This is a genomic window from Rhizocola hellebori, from assembly GCF_016862955.1.
GTDB lineage: Bacteria > Actinomycetota > Actinomycetes > Mycobacteriales > Micromonosporaceae > Rhizocola > Rhizocola hellebori.
Genome location: NZ_BONY01000041.1, coordinates 1 through 26,144, shown reverse-complemented (window position 1 = coordinate 26,144; position 26,144 = coordinate 1). Strand labels below are relative to the sequence as shown.

Genomic DNA, 26,144 nt, shown 5'->3' with positions numbered 1-26,144 from the left:
CCAGCCTGGGACGCGGCATACCCGCGTCCCAGGCATGCTGCGCTTCTCGCCGCCGGGGAAACTGTGTCTACTTTGGATACCGTGATTCTGAGCACTAGTCACTTCGCCCCATGGCGTTGAACCTCCCATGCCATAATTCGAATTCTTACTACCCCTTGAAAGGAACCAGATTCGTTGAACCGCATGCGAAGCGCATTACGGGGCGCAGCGGTTGGGGCAGCAGCATTGGGGCTGGCTGTCCTCATCCCAAGCGCGGCGCAAGCCGCGAGCTCCTACTCCGTCGTCAATACCGACGGAAGCCGGGCGGGTGAGGCCTGGTACAACCGGCCCGTCGCGGGCACTCATGCCGACCTGCCTTGGATCGACCTCTACGACGCCAAGTGCGATGGCCACTTTGTGTACGTCTCCATCACCGTCTCGTGGAGTGGGCATCTCGATCACACCTACGGCCTCAAGAACGATGGTGGTTGCGGCACCACCCGTGGCTTCAACCTCAATGAAACAGGGGACAGCATCACTTACCGGGCCTGCGTGAGCGGCGGGCTGTGGCCCGATACGTGTGGCCCCAGGCGTACAGAATCGTTGAGGTGACATGGTTGTGAGAAACGCATTGACACGGGTTTGTGCGGTGGCCGCATTGGCCATCATGGCCTTGCTCGGCTCAGGTGAGGCGGCTTTCGCCGCGAGCTCCAACGCTGTCACTTACACGGACAAGACCCGGGCCGGCGAGGCCTGGTTCAACCGCAGCGCCGCTTCACACGGCGGTCACGCGTGGTTCGATCTCTACGATGCCAAGTGCGACAACCACGAGGTCTACATCGAGTACATCACGATCCAAGACGGCACGGTCGCCGATCAGAAGACGTTCTACAACGACGGTGGCTGCACCACCACGTGGGGCAAGAACCTGGACTCGGGCCATTTCGCCATCCAGTACAGGGTCTGCGTCGATGACAAGTGGTGGCCTGTGGTCGACACCTGCTCGGGCTGGAAGTACGACACAAACTAGCCTCGGGAAACGAATTCGATGACTGGCTTGCCCGTCAACACCGTCTCGCCACAGCTCCAAGACGGTGTTGACGGGCTTCAGACACCGGGCTTTCGAGTGCTGGTGATGGTTTCGGTGGCATCGTCCCAGCGCCAAGGTATTTGGTGGCCTTGCAGGTGCACCCCGCCGATCCACCGGTCGACGCCGTTGAGCGTGACGTGGTCGGCCGTGCCGGCGAGCACCTGTGCTCCTGCTTCTGTCAGGCGCAGGCTGGTTTCGCGACCAACCGGTGGTTGCGGCGGCTCGGTGTGAAGGAGCGGGACTTTGGCCTGCGCCATGCGTTCCATCATGGCGAAGCACCACGAGTCCCCAAGGTAGGGGCGCGTTTCCCTTGCGGCGGCGCGAACGAACGCCGCACCGGCGTTGCCTGCGCCGTCGGCGACCGCGGCCAGGATACGCCTTTCGGTCAGCGACAACCCGTCGCGAGCCGACGGGTACTCCCTGCTGAGGCGGTCGAACGCCTCGCCCAGAAACCGCAGCTCCCTTGACCGGCTCTCGGCGATGGCGCGCAGGCCTTCGGGTGTCGGCGCGCAGAATGCGGCCCATGCGTCGGTTGCCAGCCGCAACGCGGCACCGGTCAGCTGGATGCGTGCGTTCGTGGCTGGCAGCTCGCGTAGCTGCTCGGCGGTCAGCTCGCCCAGACCGCCGAAGCGGGCGATGCTGGGATGTTCCCCGATGCAGATCAGGGTGATCCGTTGTGCCGGCACCCCGAGGCCGGCGAGCCGAGCGAGAATCTGAATGATCTGCAGCTGGTCATACAGATCCGCCTCAAACCACAGCACGTACTCGCCGCCGCGGTTGGCCGCCAGAACGCGGTCGCGCTCGGCGAACATTTCCATGCCCTCCGCGCGGTCGTCCACCCGCGCCCCCACCAGAAAGGCGGCTCTGATCTGGCGAAGCTCCTCGGGGCCTACCGCTGGCACCGGCCCCTCGTGCAGCGAGTCACGCCAGTACACCACCTGGGACGCCAGCCCTGTCCCCGGCAGGTCCGTGCAATCACCATTGCTCACGTGCAGAGCTGCCAGCATCGCTGAGGCGGCCGGAAGACCCGCCTGCCCGGCAACGAGATGGCTGCGGGCGGTCGCATAGGACTCGCCTGTCTTGATCATTCGGGCGCGCACGCGCTGTTTGAAATCGGCCTTCTTGGTCATAGTCGTCTCCTGCGTGCCGTCGCAGATCCCCCAGCGACCGGTGCGGCGGCCACACGATCGACAATAAACCCGGCCGAGAGGTGGACCTCCCTTTGCCTCCTGAGGTGACCCGGCTGGGGCGGGTCGCCGGAGGTTCGGCGCGGACGCACGCCACCGGCCATCATACCGGCCATCGGAGAACCAACCAAGATGGTTGCGCCGCAACGGATCACGGGTTTGAGTGGTGGCCCTGCCAACAGTGGAGTTCGATGGTGGACGAGAATCGGTTCGAGCGTTATGACAGCTGCCTCGATGAGGTGCTCGACCTGCTCGGTCTCATACCGCCGGAACGGCCGTCCGGTGAGCAGCGCAACGACCGTCAGGCCCGGCGCAGCTGGCAAGGCCGCGCAGCTCTGATGATCATGCGCGTCGAGGAGAACCGCGCCGAACTGCGTCCACTGGTCACCGAGGTGCTGCCGGTAGCCCACGCCCGTCCTGACGACACCCTTGTCAGCAGGATCCGCCATGGGCCCTGACTTTCGCGTTGGCGGCCTTCCAGCGGCAGCGACGGATGCTGGGCCGCGGTAGGCGACTCGGGCCATTGTGGGCGGCGATTGTTTCGTCTATGTTAGCGCTAACATAGACGGACTCGTTTGTCCCTTAATGGAAAGAGGTTCGGTCGCCGGTCGTTCATTCATTGATGTTTTGCGCCGTCAGGTCCCCCGTGTTGACGGATGAGTTGGCTTTGCCTGCGGGCCGCCCGGTCGACGCGCCGGTGGATTCGTGCCCGGCGACGGTCCGACCGAGCCGCCCTACGCACAGGAAGAAGGTCGACCATGGCATCACCGCTGCGCTATCAACGCCTACGCACCACCATCCTGGCGGTCACCGCCGTCGGCACCCTGGTCACGAGTGTCCTCGTGGGCGTCGGCACCTCAGTTGCGGCCCCAACGGGACCCTGCGACATCTACGCGGCCGGAGGGACGCCCTGCGTGGCCGCGCACAGCACCACCAGGGCGCTTCTCAGCTCTTACTCCGGTTCGCTTTACCAGGTCCGGCGAGCGTCGGACAACGCCACCCAAAACATCGGCGTTCTGGCCGCGAGCGGCGTCGCCAACGCTGCGGCGCAGGACTCGTTCTGCGCCAACACAAGCTGCCTTATCTCCATCATCTATGACCAATCAGGACGCGGTAACCACCTGACCCAGGCGCCGCCGGGTGGGTTCCCGGGCCCGGCTCCGGGCGGGAACGACAGCCTGGCCAACGCCGTCGCGGCGCCGGTCACCTTGAACGGCAACAGAGCCTACGGCGTCTTCATCGCACCCGGCACCGGATACCGCGACAACTCCACCAACGGCATCGCCACAGGCGACCAGCCGGAGGGCATGTACGCCATCTTCAACGGCCAGCACTTCAACAACGGCTGCTGTTTTGACTATGGCAACGCCGAGACCAACAGCCTCGACAACGGCAACGGGCGGATGGAAGCGATCTACTTCGGCAACAACACGGTGTGGGGCTTCGGCTCCGGCAACGGCCCGTGGATCATGGCCGACCTCGAAAACGGCCTGTTCTCGGGTGCCAACCCGCGCCAGAACACCGCCGACCCGAGCATCAGCCACCGGTTCCTGACCGCCATCGTCAAGGGGGAACCGAACCACTGGGCCATCCGTGGCGGCAACGCGCAGTCGGGCAACCTGTCGACTTTCTACAACGGCGCACGCCCGAACGTCGCCGGCTATAACCCCATGCGCAAGGAAGGCGCCATCATCCTGGGCATCGGCGGAGACAACAGCGTCGGCGCCACAGGCACCTTCTACGAGGGCGCGATGACCGCCGGGTACCCGTCGGACGCCACCGAGAACGCCGTCCAGGCCAACATCGTCGCTGCCGGATACCAACCCTCGTCATTGCCCAATGCCGGGCCGGCGGTCGGCTCGACCATCTCGCTACGGGCCACCACGGCCTGCTGCACCACCCGCTACCTCAGCCACTCGGGCGCGACCGTGACCACGCAGGTCGTCACCGCGTCCAGCTCAGCCACAGCCAAAGCCAACGCGACCTGGATCGTGCGGGCCGGCTTGGCCAACAGCTCCTGCCGCTCGTTCGAGTCCCGCAACACCCCGGGCAACTTCCTGCGGCATCAGAACTTCCAGCTGTTCATGCACAGCAACAACGGCACCGCCCTTTTCGCCTCCGATGCCACCTTCTGTGCCCAGGCCGGCCAGAACGGCCAGGGCAACTCATTCTGGTCGTCCAACTTCCCCGCTCGCTACGTGCGCCACTTCAACAACAACCTCTACATCTCCCTCAACGGCGGCACCGCGGCCACCGACTCCGCCAACCTCTGGCGCGACGACGTGAGCTGGGCGATCGCCGCCCCTTGGACCCCGTAGCCGCTTCACGGACACAGCCGCCCCGCGTTTTGCGCGGGGCGGCGCTGCATCCGCGACAAGGGTCGACCCCTTCCGTTGCGTCGTCTCGTTAAGGTGGCGATCGGACTCGGGAGGGGTAGATGTGGAACCAGTGATAGGCATCCTGATGCTCGGCGCGGTGGGCTGGCTGGGGTGGAAGTGGTGGCAGGTGCCCCGGGTCTGGCGGGGTGAGGTGACCTGGACTTCGCGGTTGGGCTTCAGGGCGCTGTACCTGATACACGACCGTAGCTATTTGACCGGTCTGCTGCCGATCACCTGGATCTACATAGGAGTGATCGTCGCCGCGGTTGACGTGAGAAACTTTACCTGGGTGGTGGGTGTCGGGGTGGCCTTGTACGCGCTGCAGGTCTATGTCAACGGGTTCAACCGCCCCCGCTTCCTCGTCCCGCCGGTGCACCGGGAGCGGCCCGGCACCGTCGGCCTGCGCCGTGCTCGCCTGGCCACGCTCCAGACCGCGCAAGACGGGCTGGATCTGCGATTCCTGTTCAGCGACAAAGCCATGGCGATCGACGCGACCAGCGTGAGTGTCAAATGCACCAAATGCCATCAGGCGTGCGAGCCCGGTGTTCAGGATGTCGCGGAAGCGGTGGAAAAGGCGCTGCAGTGGACCCGCGAGCACAACTGCCCGCGATTGGGCCGAGGAAATCGGTGACCAACGTCGCGGCCGGCGATGCTCACTTTGGATCGACCCAGTTGCCCTCGTAGCGGTAGCCCACAGCCAAGTAGCGCGCGCAGTCGAAGTCCGCTGCTCGGCTGATGGAGAGTGTGCGTGCTGCGGCGCGGGGCGGGCTGAATGCGTACCAAGAATCATGTCTTGTGGAAAGGATGCGTGAGGCGATGCAGGACCGTTTGGGTTCCGGTAGCCGGTCGAGCTCAAAAAGCGCATCGGGCGACAGGCTGGTGAGGTACGGCGCGTCGAGGTGCCCATCGTGCTCGTAGCGGCCGATGACGGTCTCGGCGATGTAGCGATCCGGGTTGATCGCCAGCAGACCGAACAGCACAAGCACTCCCGTGCCCAGAACGAGGCGGGCCAACAGCGGCCGCCAGCGATTGAAGCCGACCGCGACCACGGCGATCAGGATGAGCGCGAGCCAGACGATGAGCGCGGTTGACAGGAGGCGGCTTCGGGTGAAGCCGAATGCCTGGGTGTAAACCTGCATGCGTCTCAGCGCGGATAGCACGACAACCAGGGTGAGGCAGCACAACACTCCACCGAGAATCCTTGCGTGCCAAAGGTGCCGTGGGTCGAGGCGGCTGATGATGACGGCCACCACGAGGAGCGTGAGCAGGGTGACGAGCCCGAGCTGAAGAAAGCCGCTGCGCGCATACTGCGCATAGGTAGGGCCGTTGTCATGCACATAGTAGTGCCCTCCAAACAGGACGGTGAATTGAACGATGCAGAAGGCAACGAACAATGTGTTGAGCAAGCCCAGCGGGATGGCCCAGTCCGAGAGCCGCCACGGCGCGCGCTCGGCCGCAGTGGTCTCGGCCGGATCGGGTGCCTGAATTCCCACGCAGACCACGACCGTGACGAGGAAGACGAAGGCTCCGCCAGCGAGCCGTCCCAGCGTGACGTCGGGCTTGAGGTCGTGGAGATAGCCGGCGAAGACATGGTCGGCCGAGGCGAGCAGCCAGCCGAACACGCCTAGCAGCGCTATGCCGATGATGATGCCCCGCATCATCCGGCCCACCCGGTGACCGGAGGATGCGAGCGCCCGGGTGGCATCCGGCACCGCCCTCAGCCCAGCGGTGAGCCACAGCGGCAGGGCGCTCCATATCTCCCGATGCGACCGTCCGTTGCGGACGGTCACGGCCAGCAGGCCGAAGGCCGCGATCATGGCCAGGCTGAATATCCAGCCAGCCGAGCGCCACAGTGCGAGCAGGGCAAGGAGCAGCGCAGGGATCAGCCACCAGCTGCGGCGGCGGCGGAATACCAGCGCGGCGACGGCGAGGAAGCCGATGAGCCAGCCGATTCCGGGTTGAGTGACGGGAACGGCAATGGCGGTGATGAGACCGACGGCCAGTGCGAGCAGCATAGCGATATATAACGGCAGACGTACTATAGCTGTCAAGAGATTGCCGTTATATATCGGCGACCGTACGATATGGGGATGCAAGAACCGACGTTCCTGATCCTCACCGCTCTGGCTGCCGGGCCTAAGCATGGCTATGGCGTGATGCAGGAGGTGTCCGAGCTGTCCAGCGGGCGCGTGAAGCTGCGGCCAGGCACGCTCTATGGCGCCTTGGACCGGCTCACCGAGCAGGGCCTCATCTCCGTGGGGGACGAGGAGATCGTGGATGGACGATTCCGCAGGTTCTATGAACTAACGGATGACGGCGTCACGGCGCTTGAGGATGAAGCTCGCCGGCTGAGCCACAACGCGGCGGCCGCGACAGCTCGGCTTAAGCAGCGGCCCGCATGACACCACTCGAGCGGCGCTGTCGGCGTCTGCTGCTGGCCTATCCGCCGGGCTACCGGGCCGAGCGCGGGGACGAGATCGTGTCGACGCTGCTCGATGAAGCGCGCCCCGGCCAGCGTTACCCCACGCTTCGCGACGCCATTGATCTGCTCATCCACGCGACTCGGCGGCGGGTGGGCGTCACCGCCGACTTCGATGCTGGGCTCGCGATCGCGGCCCCTTGGGCGCTGGCCATCGCCGCCGGGATTTCGGCGTTCGTGTGGTGGCAGGTGGAGCCGCTCATCCCGACAGTCGGCCCGGCGGTCTATGCGGCCTGGGTGCTGGCAGCCATGGTGGCGAGGAGGTTCGCCGTCGCCATGGCCGTCGCGATAACCGCGATAGCCCCGTTCGCCGCGCTGTCGACCAGCGCCGAGCGGCCTCCACTATGGATAGTCGTCCCGCTGATCGTGTTGGGGCTCATCACCTGCGGCGGCATGCTCAAGCCAACGGCTGAGCAGCGGCTCAACATCGTGGCCAGTGCCGCCGCCATCGCGGTCACGTGCGCACCGATCAAACCAGCGTTGCCGGGCTACTACCAGCCGGTGCTGACCCGCGTCGGAATCGTTGTGGCAGTGGGTGTTCTGGCGATGATGACGCTGGCCCTGCGGCGCGGGCGGCCATATCTTTATGCCGCGCTGCTGCTGGCCGTGCCGGCAGCTTGGTTCGGGCCGATCGACGCGGTGAACTGGCAGATCGGGCTCGATTATGTGACCGCGGCCCGATTTGGCAGGCTGGCGCACGTCGTCACGGCGACCTGTGTCGTGATCGCCATGCTTTCCTGGCTGTCCAGGCAGTCAGGCACGGCTTCGCGAGCTTCAGGGCTGGCACTCGGCGGCGGCGCCGGCTACACGCTGTTCCTCACGCTGACGCTCGATGGTGCCTGGCCAAGCGCTTCGATTGCCACCGTGACGGCTCTCGGGTTGCTGGGGCTGCTCCTTGGCCGTCCTTCGCTCACGGCATCTCTCATAGGCGCGGCGACCTACTTCACGCTCGGTGTGGCCGTGGGCGTCTATAGCAACAACTGGTCCAGCACCTGGCCCACCCCCGCCCGGACGGCCGTGCTGGTGGCCATGCTGTCGCTGCTGCCCTGCGCCTACGCTGCGTTTCACCTGCTGCGGGCGACGCAACTCACCTGGCGACACGCCGCCGCGATGGTGGTGAGCCTTGGCTGGACCGGATATCTCACGGTCCCAGCCGTCATGGCGTGGGGACCGCTGCTGTGGGTCTTGACGGCGGTCACCGCCATCGCCGCGATCAGAAGGCGCATCTCACATGAACCCGGCAGCATTGTAAGACGGATTCTTTAAAATCTTCGCTCGTCGTCGAACCAGCTTTCAGCCTGCTCAGCGGGCACCTCGAGCTGTCGAGCCAGGCCGCAGTAGGCATCCCAAGCCTGTTCGCGCCTAAGAGTGTCGATCATCTCGTACTTGTCGTGGAGGGTGTTGAGGTCAGCGACGAGCCCGCGCAAGGCGCGCTCCGCGTCGGCTGCCTGCCGTGCACGGTTGTATGCCAAGCAGGCAGCCTTTCCGAAACCTTTCGAATCTTCGATCCAATCGCGGAAGGGGTTGTCCATATGTAGCGCAAGCCATTCATCGGTCTTGGCACCCGACACGCGAACGCCGACGGCACTGCCGCGATATCGGGCCTTGACCGCGGCCGCCGTGGTGCGTCTGGTGCCGTTGAGTTCCAGCGTTTGAAGGGCCGGCAGCTCCGGGAGTTCTTCCACCGTCAAGCCGTAGGCCTCGTCGAGCTGCAGACTGCGCAGTGTGGTGAGCCTTCCCAGGGCCTCGAGATCGGTAATGGTGCCCGGAGCATGATCGAAGGTGATCGTCAGTGTCTCCAGATCGGTCAGCGTAGAAAGCACCGCCGCGGAGATCTCCCCGCCGACCCACACCCACAGACTCGACGCGCGTCGCACGCCCTGCGGAATGACGACGTCGGCACCATAGTGGAACAGCCGCAGATCCAGCCGATGACCGGCATCCGGGGCGTCGATGCGAAGCGTCCCGCTCACCGTGGCGGTGGGCGGCGCCGCACCGAAATTCGCACGCGCACTCCCGAGCGACAGCGACTCGATGCAGGCTGGCAGGCGCACACTGCGCAGCTTCAGACCGTCGACGCACACCGTGCCCAGCCTCGTCGCCCTGAGGTCGATGTCGCCTTCGGCATCAGACCAGTACAGGAACCTGATGCCCGGATGCGCCGCGACAGCCTCGACGATCCCGCGGCCGGGACCAGCCCACATCACCGTGAGCAGCTGCGGCAACGCATCAAGCCCATCCCACCTGACCGGACCGTCGGCCGGCACGATGCCGTGCCTGCCCGCGCGCAAATCGAGGACCTTGATCCCAGCGTTGAGCACCGCCGGTCCCGCACCAAAATCAATCTCGACGCTGCGAGGCTGCTTGGAGAGATCACCCACGGGCGAATCCTAGCCGCCGTAATAGGCCCGTGCGAAGATCGCGGCATGTCGGAACTCACTGCGCATCGTGCGTGGTCGGCGCTTGAACTGCCGTGGCAGCATGCGATCGCGATGGCCTGGAAGTCGTACCGCGACGGTGGAGTGGCGGTCGGCGCAGTCGTCACCGACGACGCGGGCACCGTCCTGGGTAGTGGCCGCAACCAGCGCTTCGCCACGGCGGCACCGCGCGGGCTGCTCGCCCATGCCGAGATGGAAGCACTCGCCGCTATGCCCGACGACAAGGAGCTTGCCCGGCGCACCCGGCTCTACACCACACTGCACCCCTGCCCGATGTGCTTGGGCGCCACCGTGGTGGCCCGGGTCGGTCACCTCGCCTTCGGCGCCTACGATCCGACCTGGCTCGGCATCGAGCAGCTGCCACAGCTCAACGACGAAGTGCAGCGCCGCTGGCCGACCATCGCAGGCCCACTGCCCGGCCCGATCGGCGAATGGCTGGCTGTGCTCCCGTGTCTGAACACCAAAGGCACACTGGTGCAAGCGATGCAGCGAGTCTCGCCGAGCCGTGCGCAACTAGCACAAACCATTGCCAAGGCGCTCAACAACGGTGACGAGCCGCCGGACACCCCGGATCTGGCCCTGGACCGGGTATGGGACCTGCTGATCGATTTCTCAAGACCGCAGGGCGAGCGCGGCTGATCGTAGGCCGTGGTCGCGTCGCGCCGCCGCGATGGCCGAATGGATGCTTGGCTACTTGAGGTAGGCGGTCCAGCTGTTGCCTCCGGTGCCGACATAGAAGAAGACGAGATAAACGATGTCGTCTTGGCGCAGCGCATTGGGACTCGGACCGGCTGATCTGATGTCGCTTCCGGCCAGGCGGAGGAACGACAGTGCCACTGTCCCGGGCGACTCCAGTGCCCACGTCCCCGAACCGTCGATCTGGCTGGTTGGGTCGAAATCGTCAGGGACGAAGTCGTCGAAGGCTTCATAAGGAAGGTTGGATGCGGTGAAGGTGCCATCTTCGCCGAAGACGATTGACCTGTCTGTGCCGCTGGTCCAGGTTCCTATGAGATCGGCAGGCTTCATGTCGACCGGATCGCCATAGTCGGCCCATAGCTCGCCTAGCGCGCATGCGCTCATGACGATCAGAATCGTCGTGTAGGCCAGGACTCTGCGCATCGCATCTCCCCGCTGTGAGCTGTCACTTCTTCTTTGGAGGGCGCCGTCAACGGCGATGGTAGGCAAGGCATCACGGGATCGGTGCAGATTTGGTGAAGCGTTCGGGGAGAAGATGGCGGGCGTGGATGTGTATGAGGCGGTGGACAGTCGCCGGGCGGTAAGAGCGTTCAGCGGTGAGCCGGTGCCCAAGGACGTGCTCGGGCGGGTGCTGACCGCAGCGACGCGGGCTCCGTCGAGTGGGAATCTGCAGCCGTGGCATGTGTTTGTCGTGACAGGTGAGCCGTTGGCCGAGCTGAAGCGACGCGCGACGGCCAGGGCGCTGGCAGGAGACCCGGGTGATGAGCGGGAGTATCCGATGTACCCGGCCGACCTGGTCTCGCCTTATCTGGACCGGTTTTCCGCTGCGGCTGTCCAGCGGTACAAAGCGCTGGGAATCGAGCGAGACGACCCCGCGCGGCCCATGAAGATCGCCGCCTTGAACTCGGAGGCGTTCGGTGCGCCGGTCGTAGTGTTCTGCTACCTCGACCGGACGATGGGGCCCGGGCAGTGGGGGGATGCAGGGATGTATTTGCAGACGGTAATGCTGTTGCTGAGGGCGGAAGGGTTGCACAGCTGCCCTCAGGTGATGTGGACGATGTACAGAAAGACAGTCAGCCAGATAGTCGGAGCACATGACGGGCTCTTGCTGTACTGCGGTGTCTCGGTGGGATTCGAAAAGGAAGGCGTTCCTTGGGTACGGACAGGGCGCGCAGACATGACAGAAACAGTGAGCTTCATCGGAGAGTGACCGGACACGGGAGCCCGAGAGCCGGCGACGTCACATCAGCGGGGTAAGGGAGAACACCAGCCGGTGGCGCACGGTGCCGTCGGCGTCGGTGACCGGCGTCTTCCCGGTCGCTTGAAATCCGCATTTCTCCGCCACCCGGATGGAGGCGGCGTTGTCCGCATCCGCCTCCAGAAGCAGCTGTGTCACGCCGAGCTCGCCCAGTGCCCACTCGGACATCAGCTGCACGGCTCGCGGCGCGATTCCCTGACCTCGGTAGGCGGGAAAGACGCTGTACGCAAGCGAAGCCACCTGCTCCTCACGGAATGTGAGGTTAATCGTGCCGACCGCCCGGCCGGTGGCCGCGTCGGCGATTGTCATCGGTGCCGCCCTGCCGCTGCGCCACGCCTCGTCGGCACGGCTGAGTGTGGTGCGGCGGATCTCGTCGTCCATCGGCGGATCGTCAAGCCAGCGCAGCGTTTCGGGGTCGTGGCTGGCGGCCACCATCGCGTCGAGGTCGTCTTCTTGCCGCCGCCGCAACACCACATGCTCATCGGTCAGCGGTTGGGTCGGCGGAGGTATAGGTGTGTTGCGTGCCACCGATGCATCGTAGGCGGCCCAGGCCATTTTGTGGGGGCGTTCCCCGTACCAGAAAGATCAGAGCTCGTGAAGTTTGGCGTTGACCTGGCCGGGCGTCGGGGTGATCGTGCTACACGTGCCATTCGGTTGCACCCGAAGCGCCTTGTCGTGACTCTCCACCCTGTTGGATGCTGACGCCACAGAAGTCTCCACTTCTTTGTTCGGCCAGGAAAGCGGATCCAAAGCGTGAGGAGTGATTCCTATGGTCCGAAAGTGGGTCGGTCGACGACTCATCCGAAGCAGGATCTTGGTGGCGGCCGTGGCCACGCTGGCTTTTGCCGCGACCGCGGTTCTTGTGCCAGGTACCGCCAACGCGGCGACATACGACGGGCAGGACCCGATCGCGAGTGGATGCGCATCGTCGGTCATCACCGCGAGGTTGGCGAATATCAGGGGCTACGACGGCATCACCATCGTGGGTCAAATCCAGCTCAGGTACAGCACGGCATGCCGGACGGTGTGGGGCCGCATCGTGGCGTATTACAACGACTACAATGCTCACGCCTACGTGAATCGCAACAGTGACGGGGCGTGGTACAACTGCGTAAATCCCACGTGGAGCAACAATCTTGCCGCCTACAGTTGCTATACCCCGATGCTCAACGACGCGAATGTCACTTCATACGCGGACGGCTACGCGGCGACCACCGATTACGTCATCAGCTATGGCAGAACGACCAGTTACTAACTAAGGCGGGTTTCCGTCATTTCATTAAGACGGCATCGGCACCGGGGTCGTGCAGGCGGCTGAGTGCGATCAGGGCTGAAGCGCCGGGCGTGTGGTTCCCCATCGGTGCGCCCTCGACGGCGTTCCACAGCTCGTCGGCGATGGTGGCGTTCGCACGCCCGGCACCGGCCAGGAGCCGGCCCGCCCACCTGCGCACGTCCACGGACGGATCCGTCAGTGCGCCTGCCAAGGCCCGCACCAGTGAAGCGGCCGCGGGCCGCCACCTCCGCATGGGCAGTTCCGCCGCGTAGACCGCGCTGCTGCGTACCTCTTCGACCGGGTGCCGCATCCATCCTTTGAGCAGCCGGATCTGTAGCTCCCACCGAGGTTCCAGCCCGCTGATTATCCAGGTGAGCGGGTCGTCCACCGCCAACGGCAGCCGTTTGATCACCTCGATGGATGCGGGTCTAGCGCACCGAGGGTGAGGATGACGCTCGCGCGTACGACGTCGCTGTCGTCGCCCGCGGCGGCATGCCTCAAAGACGGAAGTCGCGTCGTTGTTGGGCGCCCACCGGCCAATGGCACCGATCGTTTGCGCCGCAGCCGCTCGCACCTCCTCAGCCGGGTCCTCGGCCAGCAAACGCAGATAGGTGGGCAAGCCTGCGGCAACAGCTGTCCTGGCCGCCGCCACCCACAACGGCTGTTCGCGCACCGCGTTTGTGTCTTGCCCAGGCCGCCGCATCCAGAATCTCCACCAGAAACGGCACCGCGAAGGCGGTGGCCTCGAAGACAGTCCCCTGGTGCCAGATGTTGCCGAAGAGCGACCGGTTACAGCGCCTGAAACCGGAATGAAGTCGCTGCTTGACAACATTGGCCAACTGCGATCTCCGGGTCGGCCGGAGAGATGGAGGAGTTCATTGAACGGGTTACTCAAACGGCGGTTGGCAGCCGTGGTGCTTGCTGTGCTTGCCGTGGTGGGAGTGAACCTCGTCCTCACCACGACCCCGGCCTCAGCGGCTACCTGTACCACGATTCTGGAGGCCCCGCACCGGTCCGCAAACCGGGTACAGGCACTGGGCGAAATCGGGACCGGCTGCGCCGGCTCCTGGAAGCTGCAGCTTTCGCGCTGGAAGGGGACCGGCTGGGAAGTTCTGGACGAGGCCACCCTGTGCGCCGGTTGCGCGAGTCTCGTCTCGTGGGTGTGCACGGGAAGCGGAACCAACACCTACCGCTCAACCCTGCGCCGCGACGTCACCGTCGTGACCTTCCGGGAAGCCCGGCTGACCTGCTAGCCGGCCCATCGTCCACTTTGTTCGATCGCTGACTGAAAGGAATGGGTATGCGCAACGTCTTGCGTGGCATCAACCGGAAAATCGCTGTCGGGCTCATCGTGGTGCTCGCGGCAGCGGGCTTCAACGCTGTGACCGCCGCGCCCGCGATGGCCGATTGCACACCAAACAGTATCGAGGTTCAGGTTTACAGAACGGGCAACGAAATGGTTGGTCGCGGGCGCTTCAACGGCTGTGGAAATGGAAACATCATCGCCAGCGTGCACCTTCAACGATGGCGCGGTTTCTACTGGGAGGCTCTCGTCTCTCGCACCATGTATGGGGATGGGTTGTGGTACGCCGTGTGGTACGACTGCACCGGCAAGGGGACCTACACCTATCGGACGATCGCCACCGGCCGCACCGCTGGTGACAAGCCGTTTACCAGAGCATCTGGCGAGGTAAGGACCACGTGCTGACAGCGTGCCGAAATCGATAAAGGCGGCGGAACTCCGGTAGGGGGTTCCGCTGGCCAAGAGTGTTACGCATCAGCCCGGCGGAGACGTTCGGAGGCCTGCGCCCGCAGCGCATCGCCGCCCGCCTGAGGGCCATCGCACAGCGCCATCTCCCGGGCGTTGTACGCCGCCATCCACAAGCTGGCCGCCCAGGCGATCTCCAGCTCCTCGGCCGCGAACCAGCGCCCTCGAATGTCTTGATATGCCACCAGGAATGCCTCGGAGCCTTCGATCGGTGCCAGCGTGGGCGGCCCGGCACTGGCGAACGACCCGCTCGCCGCTCCCACAAGCGCCGCCTCCGGCTGCCATGCCAGGCTGTCCCAGTCGTGTACGGCCCACACCTGACTGCCATGCCACCGCAGGTTCTGTGCCTCGAAGTCGGCGTGGCCGAGCACGCACGGCAATGCGGCGGCCAGCAGCCGCCGCCGGGCCCGCTCAGCCGTCTGGACAATGTGTTGCGACACCACACTCTGGTCGCGGCGGTCGAGAAAGCCGATCGCCGGCCACAGCCCGGAATCGGTGTGGTCCCAGCGCACCCAGGGCGGATTCGGCAGCGGCGGCGCGAGGGTCACGTCGGCGAGTTCGGTCATCAGCCGGGCGAACATCTCCGCGCAGCGCATGGCTATGTCCGGCGAGTCGCCATGCAACACCTCGCCACTGGGCCGGAATTCCTCTGCGTGCACGGCCAGCACACCGACATTGACCACCGGCGTGAGCGGCCGCGCGCACGGGAACCCGCGCTCGGCCAGCTGAGCCTGCGCCGCCACACACACGACGCGGCCCGGCCATCATCGGTGCGCGCCTTGATGACGACGTCCCTGCCACCGGTCAACCGCAGACCGAACACCATCGAGACCTGGTGCGACCGGAACAGCACACCCGTGGGTTCGCCGCCCAGGTGGTCAAGACACCAAGCCGGCAACCAGTCCGGCAGCTCGTCCGACGGCATACTCAGGACTATGCCATAGGCAGTCAGCACGGACCGGCGAGCGCGGGTGGCGCCACCTTGAAAGCGGTCCGCAGCGCCTGACCGGTACCCGTCAAATTGAAAGGCTCATAGGATGAGGCCGCGACTTGACCTCGCAGCCGCCTCTGTAATGAACGCGAGGAGTGACATTGCCGAGCTTGCTATGCCTTTGCGACACGAGATATTGCAAATTCAGACGTTGTTGTGGGGGCTCGAGGATAACGAAGATCGCCAAATATTGAGCCAGCTGATCGACCTCCTGTCGGTCGAGAACAGGCCCCCGGAATTGGTGGTCTGCCCGGGCTGTGGACGCCTGTTGGAGCTGGGCTATGCGGGAAAGGTGACAAGGATCTATAAGCCGGAACCTGTGGTGCCGTCCTCTGGCTGAGTTTCGCCCTGGCGATCGATACGGCGTAGCCGGATGCGTCTCTCAGCAGCCTCACTTGACCCTATGTCGAAAACCGATAGAGTGGAGCGGTGAGAATGACTCTTCACGTGGCGAGGGTGCTCGCCGTCTTCTTGTCCGATGTGGACAATGCGCGCTACGGCGTGGATCTGATGGAGCAGTCCGGGTTGGGTAGCGGCACCATCTATCCGATCTTGCAGAAGCTGCAGGCCGCGGGCTGGGTCAGCTCGGAATGGGAGCAGGAGGACCCGACCGAGTTGGGCAGGCCGGTGCGACGCTACTACCTGCTCACCCCGCACGGGGCCGAGCAGGCGAGGCAGCGCCTGGCGGAGCTGCACCAGAGCACCGCGCCCGCCCCGGTGACCGGCAGGGTGGTGAAACCCGCATGATCGCCGCCATCAGCCGGGTCCTGGTCAACAGCGCCGCGCGCCGTTTCCCGCCCGACAGCCAGGTACGCCAGGAGTGGCTGGCCGAGCTGGATTTCCTTGCCACACAAGGCCGCTCGCTGCACGCGCTGCGTTTCGCGGCCGGGCTGACGTTCGTGCGCCCGGCGCACGCGCCGGTCATCGGGTTGACCAAGCGCACCGTGGGCACAGCGCTGGCGATCGTCGCCGGGCCGATCGTGCTGGTGCTGACAGCTGTCGTGGTGGGCATAGCCCTGGGCTATGGACGACCACCCATGCAGCGCTGGCTGCTCCTGGCGGCCATGCTGACCATCGCCGGCGCCGTCGGCTGGTGGTGGGGAAGGCGAAGCGTCATTGCCGGTCCGGTCCTGCTGGCGTTCCTGCTCCCGTTCTCCATATCCGCAACACAGTTGACCAGCATGGGCACCGCCGTCGGCCGCGACGAGTTCGCCGTAGGCACTGCGGTATGGATTTCCGCGCTGCCCGTGGTGCTGCTAGTCGTGGGCCGGATGGCGCAGGGGCGCCGAGAATGGGTCGCTGTGCTAGCCGGCTTCGTGGCCTGGCTGGCCGTCCTCGACATCGCGATCATTGTCGACTTCATGGCCGGGCACGACACCGCGCTCGCCGAGCACGCCCCGTTCTGGTTTATCCACGCTCTGACCGGCCAGTCGTTCGGTGTGCTCAGCCTCTCCGAACAGCTGCTCATCCAGGAGACGTACTACCCCCACCCGCTGGTGATCTTCGCTCTCTACGCGATGTGCTACACGGCCCGCGCGTGCCGTGTCGGCCGGTCAGCTTCCGGTGCGGCGGCGATGATGCTCAGCCAGACCTAGGATCGCCGGACTGGCCTTCGATGCAGACAACTTCGGACTCGCTGATGTCGTCGGCGGTGTAGGCCAGTATGACGCTGAAGCAATAGGTGTACGACGGGTTGAGACTGACAAGGACCACGTCGGTGGACCCGAGGCTGGGGACGGCCATTCGGGCCGAGGGCTCATTCTGCCGGCCGCCCACCACGATCGGTTGAGCATGACCATCGGATGGATCATTCCAGCTCACGTTGATCTGACTGCCCTGCCGCTGCAGCTTCACCGCCGTCGGCGGGGGCAGGTGGGATGGTGTTGGTTGCGGCGTTGAGGATTCGACGGGTTGAGGGCCGCGCCTTGGTTGCTGCGTGCCCAGGACGATGGCCGAGGCAAGCAACGCCAGCACGAACGCCACCGCTTTGGTGACAATTTTGCGGGTACGCTTCGCATCTTCGCGATCTTGGATGGCGGGATCCATCGGTTCAACGGTCACCAGCATCTCAGCTCCGAGGGCATCGCCGATTTCGGCGGCGAGGGCGCGACGGCCGCGAAGCAGCCACATCTTCACCCGGCCAACAGGCACGTCCAGCTGTTCGGCGATATCCTTCACCGGAAGGTCGAGCATGTGATGGAGCACGAGAACTGTGCGTTGATCACGCGGTAGCTTGCGCAACCCGGCGACCACCGTGACGTAATCCAGGCTCGGGGGCGCCATCATGGTGTCGTCCGCCCTCTGCCGTAGCAGGTGGACGGTCGCCACGCGAAGGTGGCGCCATCGGGAGAAGGCGAGATTGGTGGCGACCCGTCTGACCCAGCTGGCCGGGTTGTCGTAGACGGATACGTGATGCCACTGTTTCCAGGCCCGGCAGAACGCTTCCTGGGCGATGTCGCGGGCATCGTCCATGTTCGCGGTGAGGCCATAGGTCATCGCGACGGTGCCGCCGAAGTGCGCCGCGTAGAAACCTTCGAACTCATCCTCGGCTACCGCCTCAGTCACATGCTGCACACGCGACCGCGCTGCCACAGGTAACACTGAATGCGTACATATTTCGATAGTCAAGCCCGAGGCCCGCATCGTGGCACGCGTATTAGGGAGATGATTTCACAATAAATATGAGCAATTTTTAATTTTTCAAATATTTATTTTGTTTTGTACCAATTGCCCTTGGTGCCTAGTGGGCGGAGGTCCATGGTTGGACTCATGATGCAGACAACGCACCAAACTGACCAGGACATTCAGGCCAACGTCACTGAGGAGCTGTTGTACGACCCGAGCTGCCAGGGTGGGCATCTCAAGGTGACTTCCGAGGGCGGAGCTGTGAAGCTTTCGGGCGAGGTCGCAAGCTTGCGTGAGAAGCTGGCTGCGAAGCGGTCGGCCATGCGGGTGCGGGGTGTGAAGGCTATTTCCGATGAGATGACAGTGCGAAGCCCGGGTGTGAGTGGCGACGCCACCGATGCTGACATCACCCAAGCCGCCCGTCACATGCTCGATTGGAGCATCGACGTTCCCGCCAGCTCGGTCAAGGTCGCTGTTCGTGATCACAAAGCGACCCTCTCTGGCCATGTCGCCTGGGGCTACCAGCGCGATGCAGCGCACAAGGCAATGACGAACCTGAGAGGGATCACCGCAGTCAAGAACGAAATCGTTCTCGACCAGACGGCCGCGGCGACTCCGGCGAAGGCCGCGATCATGGCCGCGTTGCAGCGCAATGCGCAGCTTGAGCCGCAGTCGATCAATGTGGATGTCAACGGCCATGACTTGGTCCTTCGCGGCAACGTGCGCACCTTCGCGGAGTACCGCCAGGCCGAGCACACCGCGTGGAATGCGGCGGGCGTCACGAGCGTGCAGAACAACCTGGTCGTCACCTCCTGACCGGCTGAATAGTTGAGGGGCCCGCGTCTACCCGACGCGGGCTCTAAATCGTTGGCGATCCGTGCCTTTCCGGTCATGAACCAGCGGCAGCCCGTCGTCTGACGACGCCTTGATGAAGTGATGGGTGGCATCTGTTGGTACGTCATGCCTTCGCCCGCATGACGGGCGGCTCAAGCAGGCTGCACTTCCATTAGGCGGCGGTGCTGGCTGCGGCTATGCCGGCCAGCATTCCGAAGAGCACGAGACTGATTCCCCAGAACATGCGCCTGCGCGTCGTTAACACCAGACCGGAGCCGACCAGGGCCAAGGCCAGAAGCCAAACCAGAATTCTCATGGTCTGGTAATTCCCGCCGGGCATCGGGTCCTAACAGCGGCGGCGGAACTTTGGGACATACTTCGGCCTTCCCAGCGCATCGCCAAAATAGCGCCCGCTGCGGTGACCGCCGTCACGATAGATCACCTTCGCTGGGCAAATCGGCGTAGTCTTCGCAGTACACGGCAGTCGTTCTGGACCCTGACGGCACCCTTAACCGTGTGCCCGTTTTAGGGAGAAGATCATGGGTCCGATCAGCTCCACCGTGCCACGACGCCGCGCTGCTCCTGTGCCGGTTTCCGGTAGCAAACCACGAACAACCACGGCGGCACAGTCGCCCACGCGCAGCAGCGCCCGTCAGCTGGCAGCCTCCGACCAGAACCTGGCCAGGCAGCGCGACGACCTGATCGCCTTGCATATGTCGATGGCGACGCGGATTGCCCGCTCGTTCGCCGGGCGGGGTATGGAACCCGAAGATCTGACGCAGGTCGCCATGCTGGAGCTGGTCCGGGTCGCCGGCCGGTTCGACGAGTCGCATGGGGTGGCGTTTGCCCACTACGCCTATCCGTGCATTGTCGGCGCGGTCAAGAGACACTTCCGCAACAGCGGCTGGAGTTTGCACGTCACCCGGCGGATGCAGGAGCTGCACCTGCAGACCAGCCGCGCGATCCCGGATTTGACGCAGCTGCTGGGCCACACCCCGACCGTGCCGGAGCTGGCCATCCACCTGCAACTGTCTGAAAAGGACACCTTTGATGGTCTGCACAGCCGCTTTGCCTACCAAACCCGGTCACTGAACCTGCCGGCGGGCAACGCCGAGGAAGGCGAACTCGGCGAGCTGCTGGGCGGGCTGGATGGCCGTCTGGAAGCGGTGCCCGACCGGCATGCGTTGGCCCAGTGTGTGGCTGAGCTGCCCGCCCGGGAACGGTCCATTCTGTACCTGCGGTTCGTTGATGACCTCACCCAGCGGGAAATCGCCAAACAGCTTGGCATCTCCCAGATGCACGTTTCGCGGCTACTGAGCGGCTCCCTGGAAGTCTTGCGCGCGTTGCTTTCTAACCAATAGTTGGAGCACGCACGGTGATGCCCAGCAGCGTGGGTCTGCCGGGCATCACTGTCCTCGATGATGGATCCATGTGAGGTCTGAGGGTTGTGCTCAGTCGCCGTCTGGCCGTGCCCGTGACGACAGCACGACCGGGGCGGTCGCGGTCACGGTGGCGACCGGTGCCTGGGGTGGCTGCGGCACGAGCATGGTGACCGGTGCCGGCGGCTGTGGCACGAACATAGTGGCCGGCGCTGGCGACTGCGGCGTCATGACGCTCACGGTGGGCCGAGGCGGCGGGGTGGGATCATCGTAGGTGCGCGGCGCGTCGGCGACTTGGCGTTGCCGGATTGCGGTAACGGCTTGGGGTACCCGGCGCCGGTTCCAGAAGTAGAAGAACAGGATCAGCCCGCCAACACCGACCAGCATGAGGATCCAGCCGACCGTGTTCAGGTCGAGTCCTTCGATACTCCAGTCGACGGCGAAGGTCAGGATCGCGCCAAGCGCGATGAGGAAGATGCCTATGCCTATGCCCATACTCTCTGTCTTGCCCCGTCGTGGCGGTTCTCAGACACCCAGTCATGCCAACAAAGAAACTGACAATGCCTGCGGCCACGACGCGGTTCCGTTTGTCGGATCTGCACGGTGGAGTCAGAGCCAATCCTTGCGCTTGAAGATCATATACAGCAGTGTGGACAGGATCGCGAATCATCCACAACGGTCAGATCTTTGTGCAGCAACGTGTTTAGCATTTCCGGTTCGAGTTGTTCGATGCCATCGTCAAGTTGCTGCACTGCGAGGAAGTGGCCGTCCACCAGATGGTCGAGCAGGCCGTAGAGCAGGAAGGAAACCGGCCGAAGAGAAGTCGGCCGCGGTTGGACGGCACAGATCCAGCCACACCACAGATCCCGGAACTTCCAGGTGTTCGGAATATCTGCCACCGGGAAGTCTTGTGATATGCATACTCCGTCACGTTACAGCCGGGTACGCGCCCGCGGATTGGATCCGGGCCGTGCCGATGGCGTGACTATGCGCCACGTGGGGTGGCAGACCAAAGCGTTTCTGATGAAACGCCGCACATAGCACGTGTTGGCCGCAGGGTCCAGGCGCGGGAGGCAACTCCGGGCGCTGCCCGACAGGCAGCGCCCCTATGAAGTACTTCTTGCGGTCAACCCTACGCTGGGTGGTCTGATCTGGCCCTAGGCCGTCCAGCCTGGCGCAGTTTCATCGGTGGCTTCAGGCATGCCTGTAGCCAGTATTGGTGATCAGACTGCGGCGGCTTGCCGGTCGTGTGGCTGAGCGGGTTGCGGTGCGGCAAAGGTTTCGGTGGCCGGAGTTCGGGCCGCGTGGACGAATCCGGCGAGGGACAAGAGAAGCATCAGCGCCGCTGCAATGAAAGCCACAGTGGCTGCCTGGCCGGCTTTGGTGCCAAATTCGCTGAATCCGTAGGTGGTCAGCAAGAGCCCTCGCAGGGTCTCTCCTTTGAATACGGTCTCACGTGAGGCGCTCAGATCAGCGAGCTGCTTTTGCAGGCCCGTCAGTGCTGGATCATTTGCGGCCTGCGCTGCGGCTACTTTGGCCCGCAGGTCACTTTGCGGGACACCAAGCTCGGCATAGGTCATGCCATCCGCAGTGGTCTTGAGGTGCAATCCGATGAAATTGTTGGCGTAACACTCGGCCTGTTTGCCGGTGGTCAGTTGCAGCCCGGCAAACTGCACCAGGCATGGTGCCTTCTTTTCCTCATCCGTGAGCGTGTCGGCGGTTTTGAAGACAATGTTTTGCTGGCCGAGCTGGTCGGCGACATAGGTGGTGGCGAAGCTGGCATTGGCCGACAGAACCAGGCCGGCGATGAGCAGCAGCCCGGCGATGACCGCGCCGCCGATGCTGAATAGCAGATCAAGCGTCTTGCGTCTCATTTTTTCTTGCTCCCTTGAAGTGGTGAACGTCGGCCCGCCCGGCTCGATGTACCGGGTGTCAGCCAGTCCATCCGCCGAATGCCAGCACAACGGCGGTGACAAGCTTCCACACGTGGTAGCGGGCGTGCCTTAGCCATACGCGGGCGTGGATACGTGGCGACCCGATCGATAGGGTGCGGTGCACGCCCGCTATTGCGGCGAGCGAATGAGCCGGGTGCGCACGGGTGCTGGTGTGAAGCGGTCGCATCGTGGCTCCAGGACTACATCGTGATCAATTCCGATGTGCCGCCAGGTTTCTGGAGCGACCGTGCTGCCTTGAGGTTACGCCTAGACCAGGCAACGAGCACCATCGGCGGCGAGCGACTGCGCCACCGCTCCACGGGTAGGGCTCACTGGAAAAGTTGGCACACCCGGGCTGTCTGAGAACCCCCGGCCGTGGGCAAGCTCATGGGCATGGGCATGGGCATGGGCATAGGCGGCAGGTGTCCTCCTCATCCAACGCCAAGTCAATGAAGGGTGCCCCACAAACTCCGACACAGCACCACCACCGACGCCGCTGGCGGCGGTGACCCTGCTTGCGCCTCCGGCGCCAGGTCGCGAGACGAGCAACCACCCATTCTCGTGACCGATCGAATTGGGCAGGGTACTGATGCCCGGCGGCCAGCGGCCGTCCGGGCATCATCGGTTCACCGTGGGCTGAGCCCAACAATGACGCCTGTGCCAACTTACGGCGCCGTCGGGCAGCCATCGGATAACATGAATTACTTGACATTGGCGCGACCGCCCAGACCTCGCGGGCTACTACCCCCGGGCGTGGCATCCCTACGATGCTGACACCGTGGCTTCGGAGCGTAAGCGAGGGAGAGATGGACCGCACGAGAGTTAACGAGGCGTTCAAAGGCTATGCGGCGGCTCAAGCCGCACTGGGGCTACACCTGCTCGGTCTACACCGCCGCGACGACAGCGAAACCTGCCGCGAATGCGGGAATCCCCATCCCTGTGCCACTCGCCGTCGCGCGGCCGAGTTGATCATCCACTTTGGGCACTGGAACTCCCCACGACTGCACGCTACGGCCTCGGGACGATCGCCAAAGACCTCGCTCCACCGCCGCGTTCCGGCCGGCAGCCCTGTCACCTGACTGTGGCGTATCAACACGCGGTCAATGTCAGCCAAGGCCAGTGACCGCGTATGCCTGACATACCTTGGGCATGGACGTAACTCCTGACCGTCGGCTCAGCACGCCCCGACGTTGACGGCGAAGGCAAACCTCGCCATCCAAGCTGCCGGTCAAACTTCCTGTTGCTGCCACGCCGAAGGCGCGACGGTGACGCCACCGGATCGTGTGGTTGGGGAGGACGGGGCCGTGTTGTATGCGCGCAGAGAGGTGTCAAGCCGGAGCCGGATGGCGCTGGTGTTGTTCGTTGTCCTTCTCACGGTGCTTGGCGTGGTCGGCATTGGACCGGTCGGCGAGGAGGTCGTGGCGGGCGACCCGGGCCTGAGCGAGATTTCGGATCAGGTCGTCGCCGCCTCCCGGCCGGGCGGCAAGGCGGGCGACCCGCGATCGTCACCTCGACCCGCGACACGATCTGAACATCGACGTGGGCAGGATCGCCGACTTATGCCGCCAGCCACGCGGATGAGACCGATACTTGCCAATGTTCGATTGACTATCCCGCCGGAGGTGCTTTGCGGGTCAGGAGCGCCATCGTGAAGCCGGTCAGGTTCCAGGTCTGCGCCGTGACATAGCCCGCTTTCAGCAGGGTCTCCCGGTCCTTGCCAATTCCGGCAAGAACATCAGATCTGTTGCCGGGCCGGATGACCCAGACCCGATCGGGACTCCCGGCGCATTCGGCGGCCGCAGCGCATTCGACCGCTCGGAAGTTGCCGTTGGCCGTCACCGCCACCTGGGCTAGCACGTCGTTGGGCAGGTGGGCGGCAGCGGTGTAGTGCGCCACTGCCAGACGGGGAGTGAAGTCCTCGTCGAACTTGCCGTAAATGACGGCGTCGGAGGGCGACGCATGCTGGTTGAGGACGGTGCCGATCGCCCGGGAGTCCTGTGTGTGCCCGGCAGCGCCGCGGATCTGAACGTGGTCGTAGACCACCAGAACCCCCACGAGCGCCAGGAAGGCCGTCCCGCGCAGGATCCGCTGGCGTGACACCACCGTCGCTGCCAGCAGCGCCCAGGCCGGTAGCGTAAACAGCAGGTAGCGCGGCAGCCACATCGGCACGGCGAGGGAGACCAGGCCCAGCCCGATCGTCGGCAGCACAGCCCACAGCGTCCACACCAGTGCCGGTACACGCCAGGAGATTGCCAGAAAACCCAGACCCAGCAGCATGCCACCGATGAGAAGCGAACCGGTGAACACCACCGGGGTCTGGAGCAGGCGCAGGCCGTCCACCTCCGGAATCCACGAGATCTGGCCTCGTTGCCGCAGCCCGATATACAACAGCGGGGTGATGGCCGCGACCGCGACCACTGTGGCCACCAGCCAACGCCAGATCAGATTGCGACGCATGGAAAGCACCGTCAATCCGTGAGCGGCAAGCAGCATGAGCGCCACGAAATGCGCCAGGCCGAGAAGCAGCACCGCCAGCGCGTAGCACACCAGCCCGACCGCGCTAGGGCGATCGAGGACACGGATCAGCAGGTACGTCGCCAGCGCGGCAAAGAAGACGGCCAGCGCGTAAGGCCTTGCCTCATGTGCGTAGCGGGAAACACCCGGGATGAGCGCGAAGAGCAGCCCGGCGATCACGCCCACCCTCCGCCCGGCCAGTCGACTCCCCAACACAACGGTCAGCGCGGTCGCACCGGTCATCGCCAGAATCGATGGCGCACGCATGGCCAACTCCGAGTCGCCGAACACCTCGATCCACCCATGCATCAACAGGTAGTACGGGCCGATGCTGGCGTCGGTGTTTTTCAGCACCCGCAACAGGTCATCGAGCGGGGCAGTTGCCAGAGCCCACGTCGCCAGCTCATCGGCCCACAGGCCCGGCGACGAAGCGCCAAGGAACCCCAGCACCGCCATCACGACAGCAGGCCCGGACCAGGAAAGAATCCGCCACGTCCGGTCCCGCTGTTCCGAGGTGGCACCAAGCCAGAGGCGATCGGCGATGCGCAGCCGGCCGGACGTGTCGACAAGCATGGCTGGCATGATCGCCGTTCGTTTCACACTTTCCTCCCGCATTGGTGGTCACTGATGCAGGAGGATAGTACGGCGATCGTCGATGCGGGTGCCCAAGACGGGTCGACCCATCGTCTACTGTGGATGATCGTTTCCGCTCGGCGTCAACCAGGTCAAATGCCCGTGAGATCAGGCCGAGTTTGTCACCGGCATAGTGCAGCCCGTGCCCACAGGTGATCAGGTCAAACTTTCGGCCCGGCCGCCATTGTGAAACCGAGGCGGTGATCAGATCCAGCGTGGGCAGGTCGGAGTGATGGTCGAAATAGTCGACGAGATCAACCCCGGTGAGGAGGAGGCCGTCATTCTGCCACCACCCAGGAAACTCTGACGGAGGTTCTTTCGCGTTCTGCCATAATCGCGCCCGTGACGGAAATGACGGGCCTGGACACCGTGCCGTGGGCGCAGGTGCGCACCTTGCGGCGCAGCGGCGAGGAAGTGGCCGCCCTGCTCGCCACCGCCGCCGACCCGGCTGTCTACGCGCCGCAGGCCGTGGCGGCGCTTCGAGAGGTGCAACAGTCGGTCGTTGACGACGGCATGGTTTCCGAGGCGGGCGCGCTGCTGCCGCGATTCCTCGCCCAGATCGCGCAGCGGCCCGAGGAGAGTGTGTGCGACGAAGCCCTCGATGTGTTGGAGTTGGTCGCCACCGCGATGCCTGGGGGCCGCAGCGAGGTGGGCGACCGGGACGAGTTTCCCTACCTGCGGCGCCGGG

30 protein-coding genes and 1 pseudogene are annotated in these 26,144 nt (G+C 64.6%); 17 read left to right on the top strand and 14 right to left on the bottom strand.

The window, feature by feature from the left end; all coding sequences use genetic code 11:
• Positions 1-183 precede the first annotated feature (183 nt).
• A complete protein-coding gene (locus Rhe02_RS29275) occupies positions 184-591 on the top strand; it encodes a hypothetical protein (RefSeq protein ID WP_203911622.1) in 408 nt (135 codons plus the stop codon).
• A 7-nt stretch (positions 592-598) separates the two neighbouring features.
• On the top strand, positions 599-1,009 hold the full coding sequence (locus Rhe02_RS29270) for a hypothetical protein (RefSeq protein WP_203911621.1): 411 nt from the start codon (positions 599-601) through the stop codon (positions 1,007-1,009).
• Between the two features lie 77 nt (positions 1,010-1,086).
• Here Rhe02_RS29270 and Rhe02_RS29265 read toward each other — a convergent pair whose 3' ends face one another.
• Complete coding sequence (locus Rhe02_RS29265) at positions 1,087-2,199, bottom strand: hypothetical protein (protein ID WP_239124119.1); 1,113 nt, start codon at positions 2,197-2,199, stop codon at positions 1,087-1,089.
• Positions 2,200-2,447: 248 nt separating this feature from the next.
• Between Rhe02_RS29265 and Rhe02_RS29260 the strand changes: the two genes are divergently transcribed.
• The 3 genes from Rhe02_RS29260 (at position 2,448) to Rhe02_RS29250 (ending at position 5,265) form a co-directional block, all read left to right on the top strand.
• Positions 2,448-2,714 (top strand): hypothetical protein, encoded by a 267-nt coding sequence (locus Rhe02_RS29260; protein ID WP_203911620.1) that lies wholly within the window; start codon positions 2,448-2,450, stop codon positions 2,712-2,714.
• Positions 2,715-3,014: 300 nt separating this feature from the next.
• Positions 3,015-4,574: an alpha-L-arabinofuranosidase B gene (locus Rhe02_RS29255; RefSeq protein ID WP_203911619.1), complete on the top strand. Its 1,560-nt coding sequence runs from the start codon at positions 3,015-3,017 to the stop codon at positions 4,572-4,574.
• Positions 4,575-4,695: 121 nt separating this feature from the next.
• The gene (locus tag Rhe02_RS29250; RefSeq protein ID WP_203911618.1) at positions 4,696-5,265 is read left to right on the top strand and encodes a hypothetical protein; all 570 of its coding nucleotides are present in this window, start codon (positions 4,696-4,698) and stop codon (positions 5,263-5,265) included.
• Positions 5,266-5,287: 22 nt separating this feature from the next.
• On the opposite strand, the gene Rhe02_RS29245 is transcribed toward Rhe02_RS29250, so the two are convergent.
• Positions 5,288-6,649: a DUF4153 domain-containing protein gene (locus Rhe02_RS29245; protein WP_203911617.1), complete on the bottom strand. Its 1,362-nt coding sequence runs from the start codon at positions 6,647-6,649 to the stop codon at positions 5,288-5,290.
• Positions 6,650-6,724: 75 nt separating this feature from the next.
• Between Rhe02_RS29245 and Rhe02_RS29240 the strand changes: the two genes are divergently transcribed.
• Both Rhe02_RS29240 and Rhe02_RS29235 read left to right on the top strand, forming a co-directional pair.
• On the top strand, positions 6,725-7,036 hold the full coding sequence (locus Rhe02_RS29240) for a PadR family transcriptional regulator (RefSeq protein ID WP_203911616.1): 312 nt from the start codon (positions 6,725-6,727) through the stop codon (positions 7,034-7,036).
• Complete coding sequence (locus Rhe02_RS29235) at positions 7,033-8,379, top strand: hypothetical protein (RefSeq protein WP_203911615.1); 1,347 nt, start codon at positions 7,033-7,035, stop codon at positions 8,377-8,379. Before Rhe02_RS29240 ends, Rhe02_RS29235 begins: the two co-directional genes overlap by 4 nt.
• On the opposite strand, the gene Rhe02_RS29230 is transcribed toward Rhe02_RS29235, so the two are convergent.
• A complete protein-coding gene (locus Rhe02_RS29230) occupies positions 8,376-9,494 on the bottom strand; it encodes a hypothetical protein (RefSeq protein WP_203911614.1) in 1,119 nt (372 codons plus the stop codon). The two genes, Rhe02_RS29235 and Rhe02_RS29230, sit on opposite strands and share 4 nt — an antisense overlap.
• Before the next feature lie 45 nt (positions 9,495-9,539).
• Here Rhe02_RS29230 and Rhe02_RS29225 point away from each other — a divergent pair, with 45 nt between their 5' ends.
• Entirely contained in the window at positions 9,540-10,190 is a 651-nt protein-coding gene (locus Rhe02_RS29225; RefSeq protein ID WP_239124118.1) for a nucleoside deaminase, read from the top strand.
• A gap of 51 nt (positions 10,191-10,241) precedes the next feature.
• On the opposite strand, the gene Rhe02_RS29220 is transcribed toward Rhe02_RS29225, so the two are convergent.
• On the bottom strand, positions 10,242-10,670 hold the full coding sequence (locus Rhe02_RS29220) for a hypothetical protein (protein WP_203911613.1): 429 nt from the start codon (positions 10,668-10,670) through the stop codon (positions 10,242-10,244).
• A gap of 121 nt (positions 10,671-10,791) precedes the next feature.
• Between Rhe02_RS29220 and Rhe02_RS29215 the strand changes: the two genes are divergently transcribed.
• The gene (locus tag Rhe02_RS29215; RefSeq protein WP_203911612.1) at positions 10,792-11,457 is read left to right on the top strand and encodes a nitroreductase; all 666 of its coding nucleotides are present in this window, start codon (positions 10,792-10,794) and stop codon (positions 11,455-11,457) included.
• Between the two features lie 30 nt (positions 11,458-11,487).
• Here the strand turns inward: Rhe02_RS29215 and Rhe02_RS29210 are convergent, their stop codons facing one another.
• Positions 11,488-12,033, bottom strand: coding sequence for a GNAT family N-acetyltransferase (locus Rhe02_RS29210; RefSeq protein WP_203911611.1), 546 nt, complete (start codon positions 12,031-12,033; stop codon positions 11,488-11,490).
• A 289-nt stretch (positions 12,034-12,322) separates the two neighbouring features.
• On the opposite strand from Rhe02_RS29210, the gene Rhe02_RS29205 reads away from it, so the two are divergent.
• The gene (locus Rhe02_RS29205) at positions 12,323-12,760 is read left to right on the top strand and encodes a DUF2690 domain-containing protein (protein WP_203911610.1); all 438 of its coding nucleotides are present in this window, start codon (positions 12,323-12,325) and stop codon (positions 12,758-12,760) included.
• A 16-nt stretch (positions 12,761-12,776) separates the two neighbouring features.
• Here Rhe02_RS29205 and Rhe02_RS50070 read toward each other — a convergent pair whose 3' ends face one another.
• Positions 12,777-13,190: a hypothetical protein gene (locus Rhe02_RS50070; RefSeq protein ID WP_239124117.1), complete on the bottom strand. Its 414-nt coding sequence runs from the start codon at positions 13,188-13,190 to the stop codon at positions 12,777-12,779.
• A 132-nt stretch (positions 13,191-13,322) separates the two neighbouring features.
• Positions 13,323-13,481, bottom strand: a pseudogene (locus Rhe02_RS51015) (HEAT repeat domain-containing protein); the annotation flags it as partial.
• 175 nt (positions 13,482-13,656) lie between these two features.
• Between Rhe02_RS51015 and Rhe02_RS29195 the strand changes: the two are divergent.
• Both Rhe02_RS29195 and Rhe02_RS29190 read left to right on the top strand, forming a co-directional pair.
• Positions 13,657-14,031: a hypothetical protein gene (locus Rhe02_RS29195; protein WP_203911608.1), complete on the top strand. Its 375-nt coding sequence runs from the start codon at positions 13,657-13,659 to the stop codon at positions 14,029-14,031.
• Between the two features lie 47 nt (positions 14,032-14,078).
• A complete protein-coding gene (locus tag Rhe02_RS29190; protein ID WP_203911607.1) occupies positions 14,079-14,486 on the top strand; it encodes a hypothetical protein in 408 nt (135 codons plus the stop codon).
• A 62-nt stretch (positions 14,487-14,548) separates the two neighbouring features.
• Here Rhe02_RS29190 and Rhe02_RS29185 read toward each other — a convergent pair whose 3' ends face one another.
• Positions 14,549-15,289: an aminoglycoside phosphotransferase/kinase family protein gene (locus tag Rhe02_RS29185; RefSeq protein WP_239124116.1), complete on the bottom strand. Its 741-nt coding sequence runs from the start codon at positions 15,287-15,289 to the stop codon at positions 14,549-14,551.
• A 683-nt stretch (positions 15,290-15,972) separates the two neighbouring features.
• Between Rhe02_RS29185 and Rhe02_RS29180 the strand changes: the two genes are divergently transcribed.
• Together Rhe02_RS29180 and Rhe02_RS29175 are read left to right on the top strand one after the other, a co-directional pair.
• On the top strand, positions 15,973-16,284 hold the full coding sequence (locus Rhe02_RS29180; protein ID WP_308442029.1) for a PadR family transcriptional regulator: 312 nt from the start codon (positions 15,973-15,975) through the stop codon (positions 16,282-16,284).
• Entirely contained in the window at positions 16,281-17,132 is an 852-nt protein-coding gene (locus tag Rhe02_RS29175) for a hypothetical protein (RefSeq protein WP_203911605.1), read from the top strand. Before Rhe02_RS29180 ends, Rhe02_RS29175 begins: the two co-directional genes overlap by 4 nt.
• On the opposite strand, the gene Rhe02_RS29170 is transcribed toward Rhe02_RS29175, so the two are convergent.
• Complete coding sequence (locus Rhe02_RS29170) at positions 17,119-18,180, bottom strand: sigma-70 family RNA polymerase sigma factor (RefSeq protein ID WP_203911604.1); 1,062 nt, start codon at positions 18,178-18,180, stop codon at positions 17,119-17,121. The two genes, Rhe02_RS29175 and Rhe02_RS29170, sit on opposite strands and share 14 nt — an antisense overlap.
• A 114-nt stretch (positions 18,181-18,294) precedes the next feature.
• On the opposite strand from Rhe02_RS29170, the gene Rhe02_RS29165 reads away from it, so the two are divergent.
• Positions 18,295-18,978: a BON domain-containing protein gene (locus Rhe02_RS29165; RefSeq protein ID WP_308442028.1), complete on the top strand. Its 684-nt coding sequence runs from the start codon at positions 18,295-18,297 to the stop codon at positions 18,976-18,978.
• Positions 18,979-19,168: 190 nt separating this feature from the next.
• Here the strand turns inward: Rhe02_RS29165 and Rhe02_RS29160 are convergent, their stop codons facing one another.
• Entirely contained in the window at positions 19,169-19,312 is a 144-nt protein-coding gene (locus tag Rhe02_RS29160) for a hypothetical protein (RefSeq protein WP_203911602.1), read from the bottom strand.
• A gap of 223 nt (positions 19,313-19,535) precedes the next feature.
• Here Rhe02_RS29160 and Rhe02_RS29155 point away from each other — a divergent pair, with 223 nt between their 5' ends.
• Positions 19,536-20,357 (top strand): sigma-70 family RNA polymerase sigma factor, encoded by an 822-nt coding sequence (locus Rhe02_RS29155; RefSeq protein ID WP_203911601.1) that lies wholly within the window; start codon positions 19,536-19,538, stop codon positions 20,355-20,357.
• A 90-nt stretch (positions 20,358-20,447) separates the two neighbouring features.
• Here Rhe02_RS29155 and Rhe02_RS50790 read toward each other — a convergent pair whose 3' ends face one another.
• From Rhe02_RS50790 to Rhe02_RS29135, 4 genes are all read right to left on the bottom strand, one after another.
• Positions 20,448-20,870, bottom strand: a complete 423-nt coding sequence (locus Rhe02_RS50790) for a DUF6458 family protein (RefSeq protein ID WP_203911600.1) — start codon at positions 20,868-20,870, stop codon at positions 20,448-20,450.
• A gap of 140 nt (positions 20,871-21,010) precedes the next feature.
• Positions 21,011-21,274 carry a hypothetical protein gene (locus Rhe02_RS29145; protein ID WP_203911599.1) on the bottom strand — a complete coding sequence of 88 codons (264 nt, stop codon included), beginning with the start codon at positions 21,272-21,274 and terminating at the stop codon, positions 21,011-21,013.
• Between the two features lie 324 nt (positions 21,275-21,598).
• Positions 21,599-22,249, bottom strand: coding sequence for a hypothetical protein (locus Rhe02_RS29140; RefSeq protein ID WP_203911598.1), 651 nt, complete (start codon positions 22,247-22,249; stop codon positions 21,599-21,601).
• 1,668 nt (positions 22,250-23,917) lie between these two features.
• Positions 23,918-25,396 carry a glycosyltransferase family 39 protein gene (locus Rhe02_RS29135; RefSeq protein ID WP_203911597.1) on the bottom strand — a complete coding sequence of 493 codons (1,479 nt, stop codon included), beginning with the start codon at positions 25,394-25,396 and terminating at the stop codon, positions 23,918-23,920.
• Between the two features lie 402 nt (positions 25,397-25,798).
• Between Rhe02_RS29135 and Rhe02_RS29130 the strand changes: the two genes are divergently transcribed.
• A partial coding sequence (locus Rhe02_RS29130) for a hypothetical protein (RefSeq protein ID WP_203911596.1) occupies positions 25,799-26,144 on the top strand: 346 nt, incomplete at its 3' end.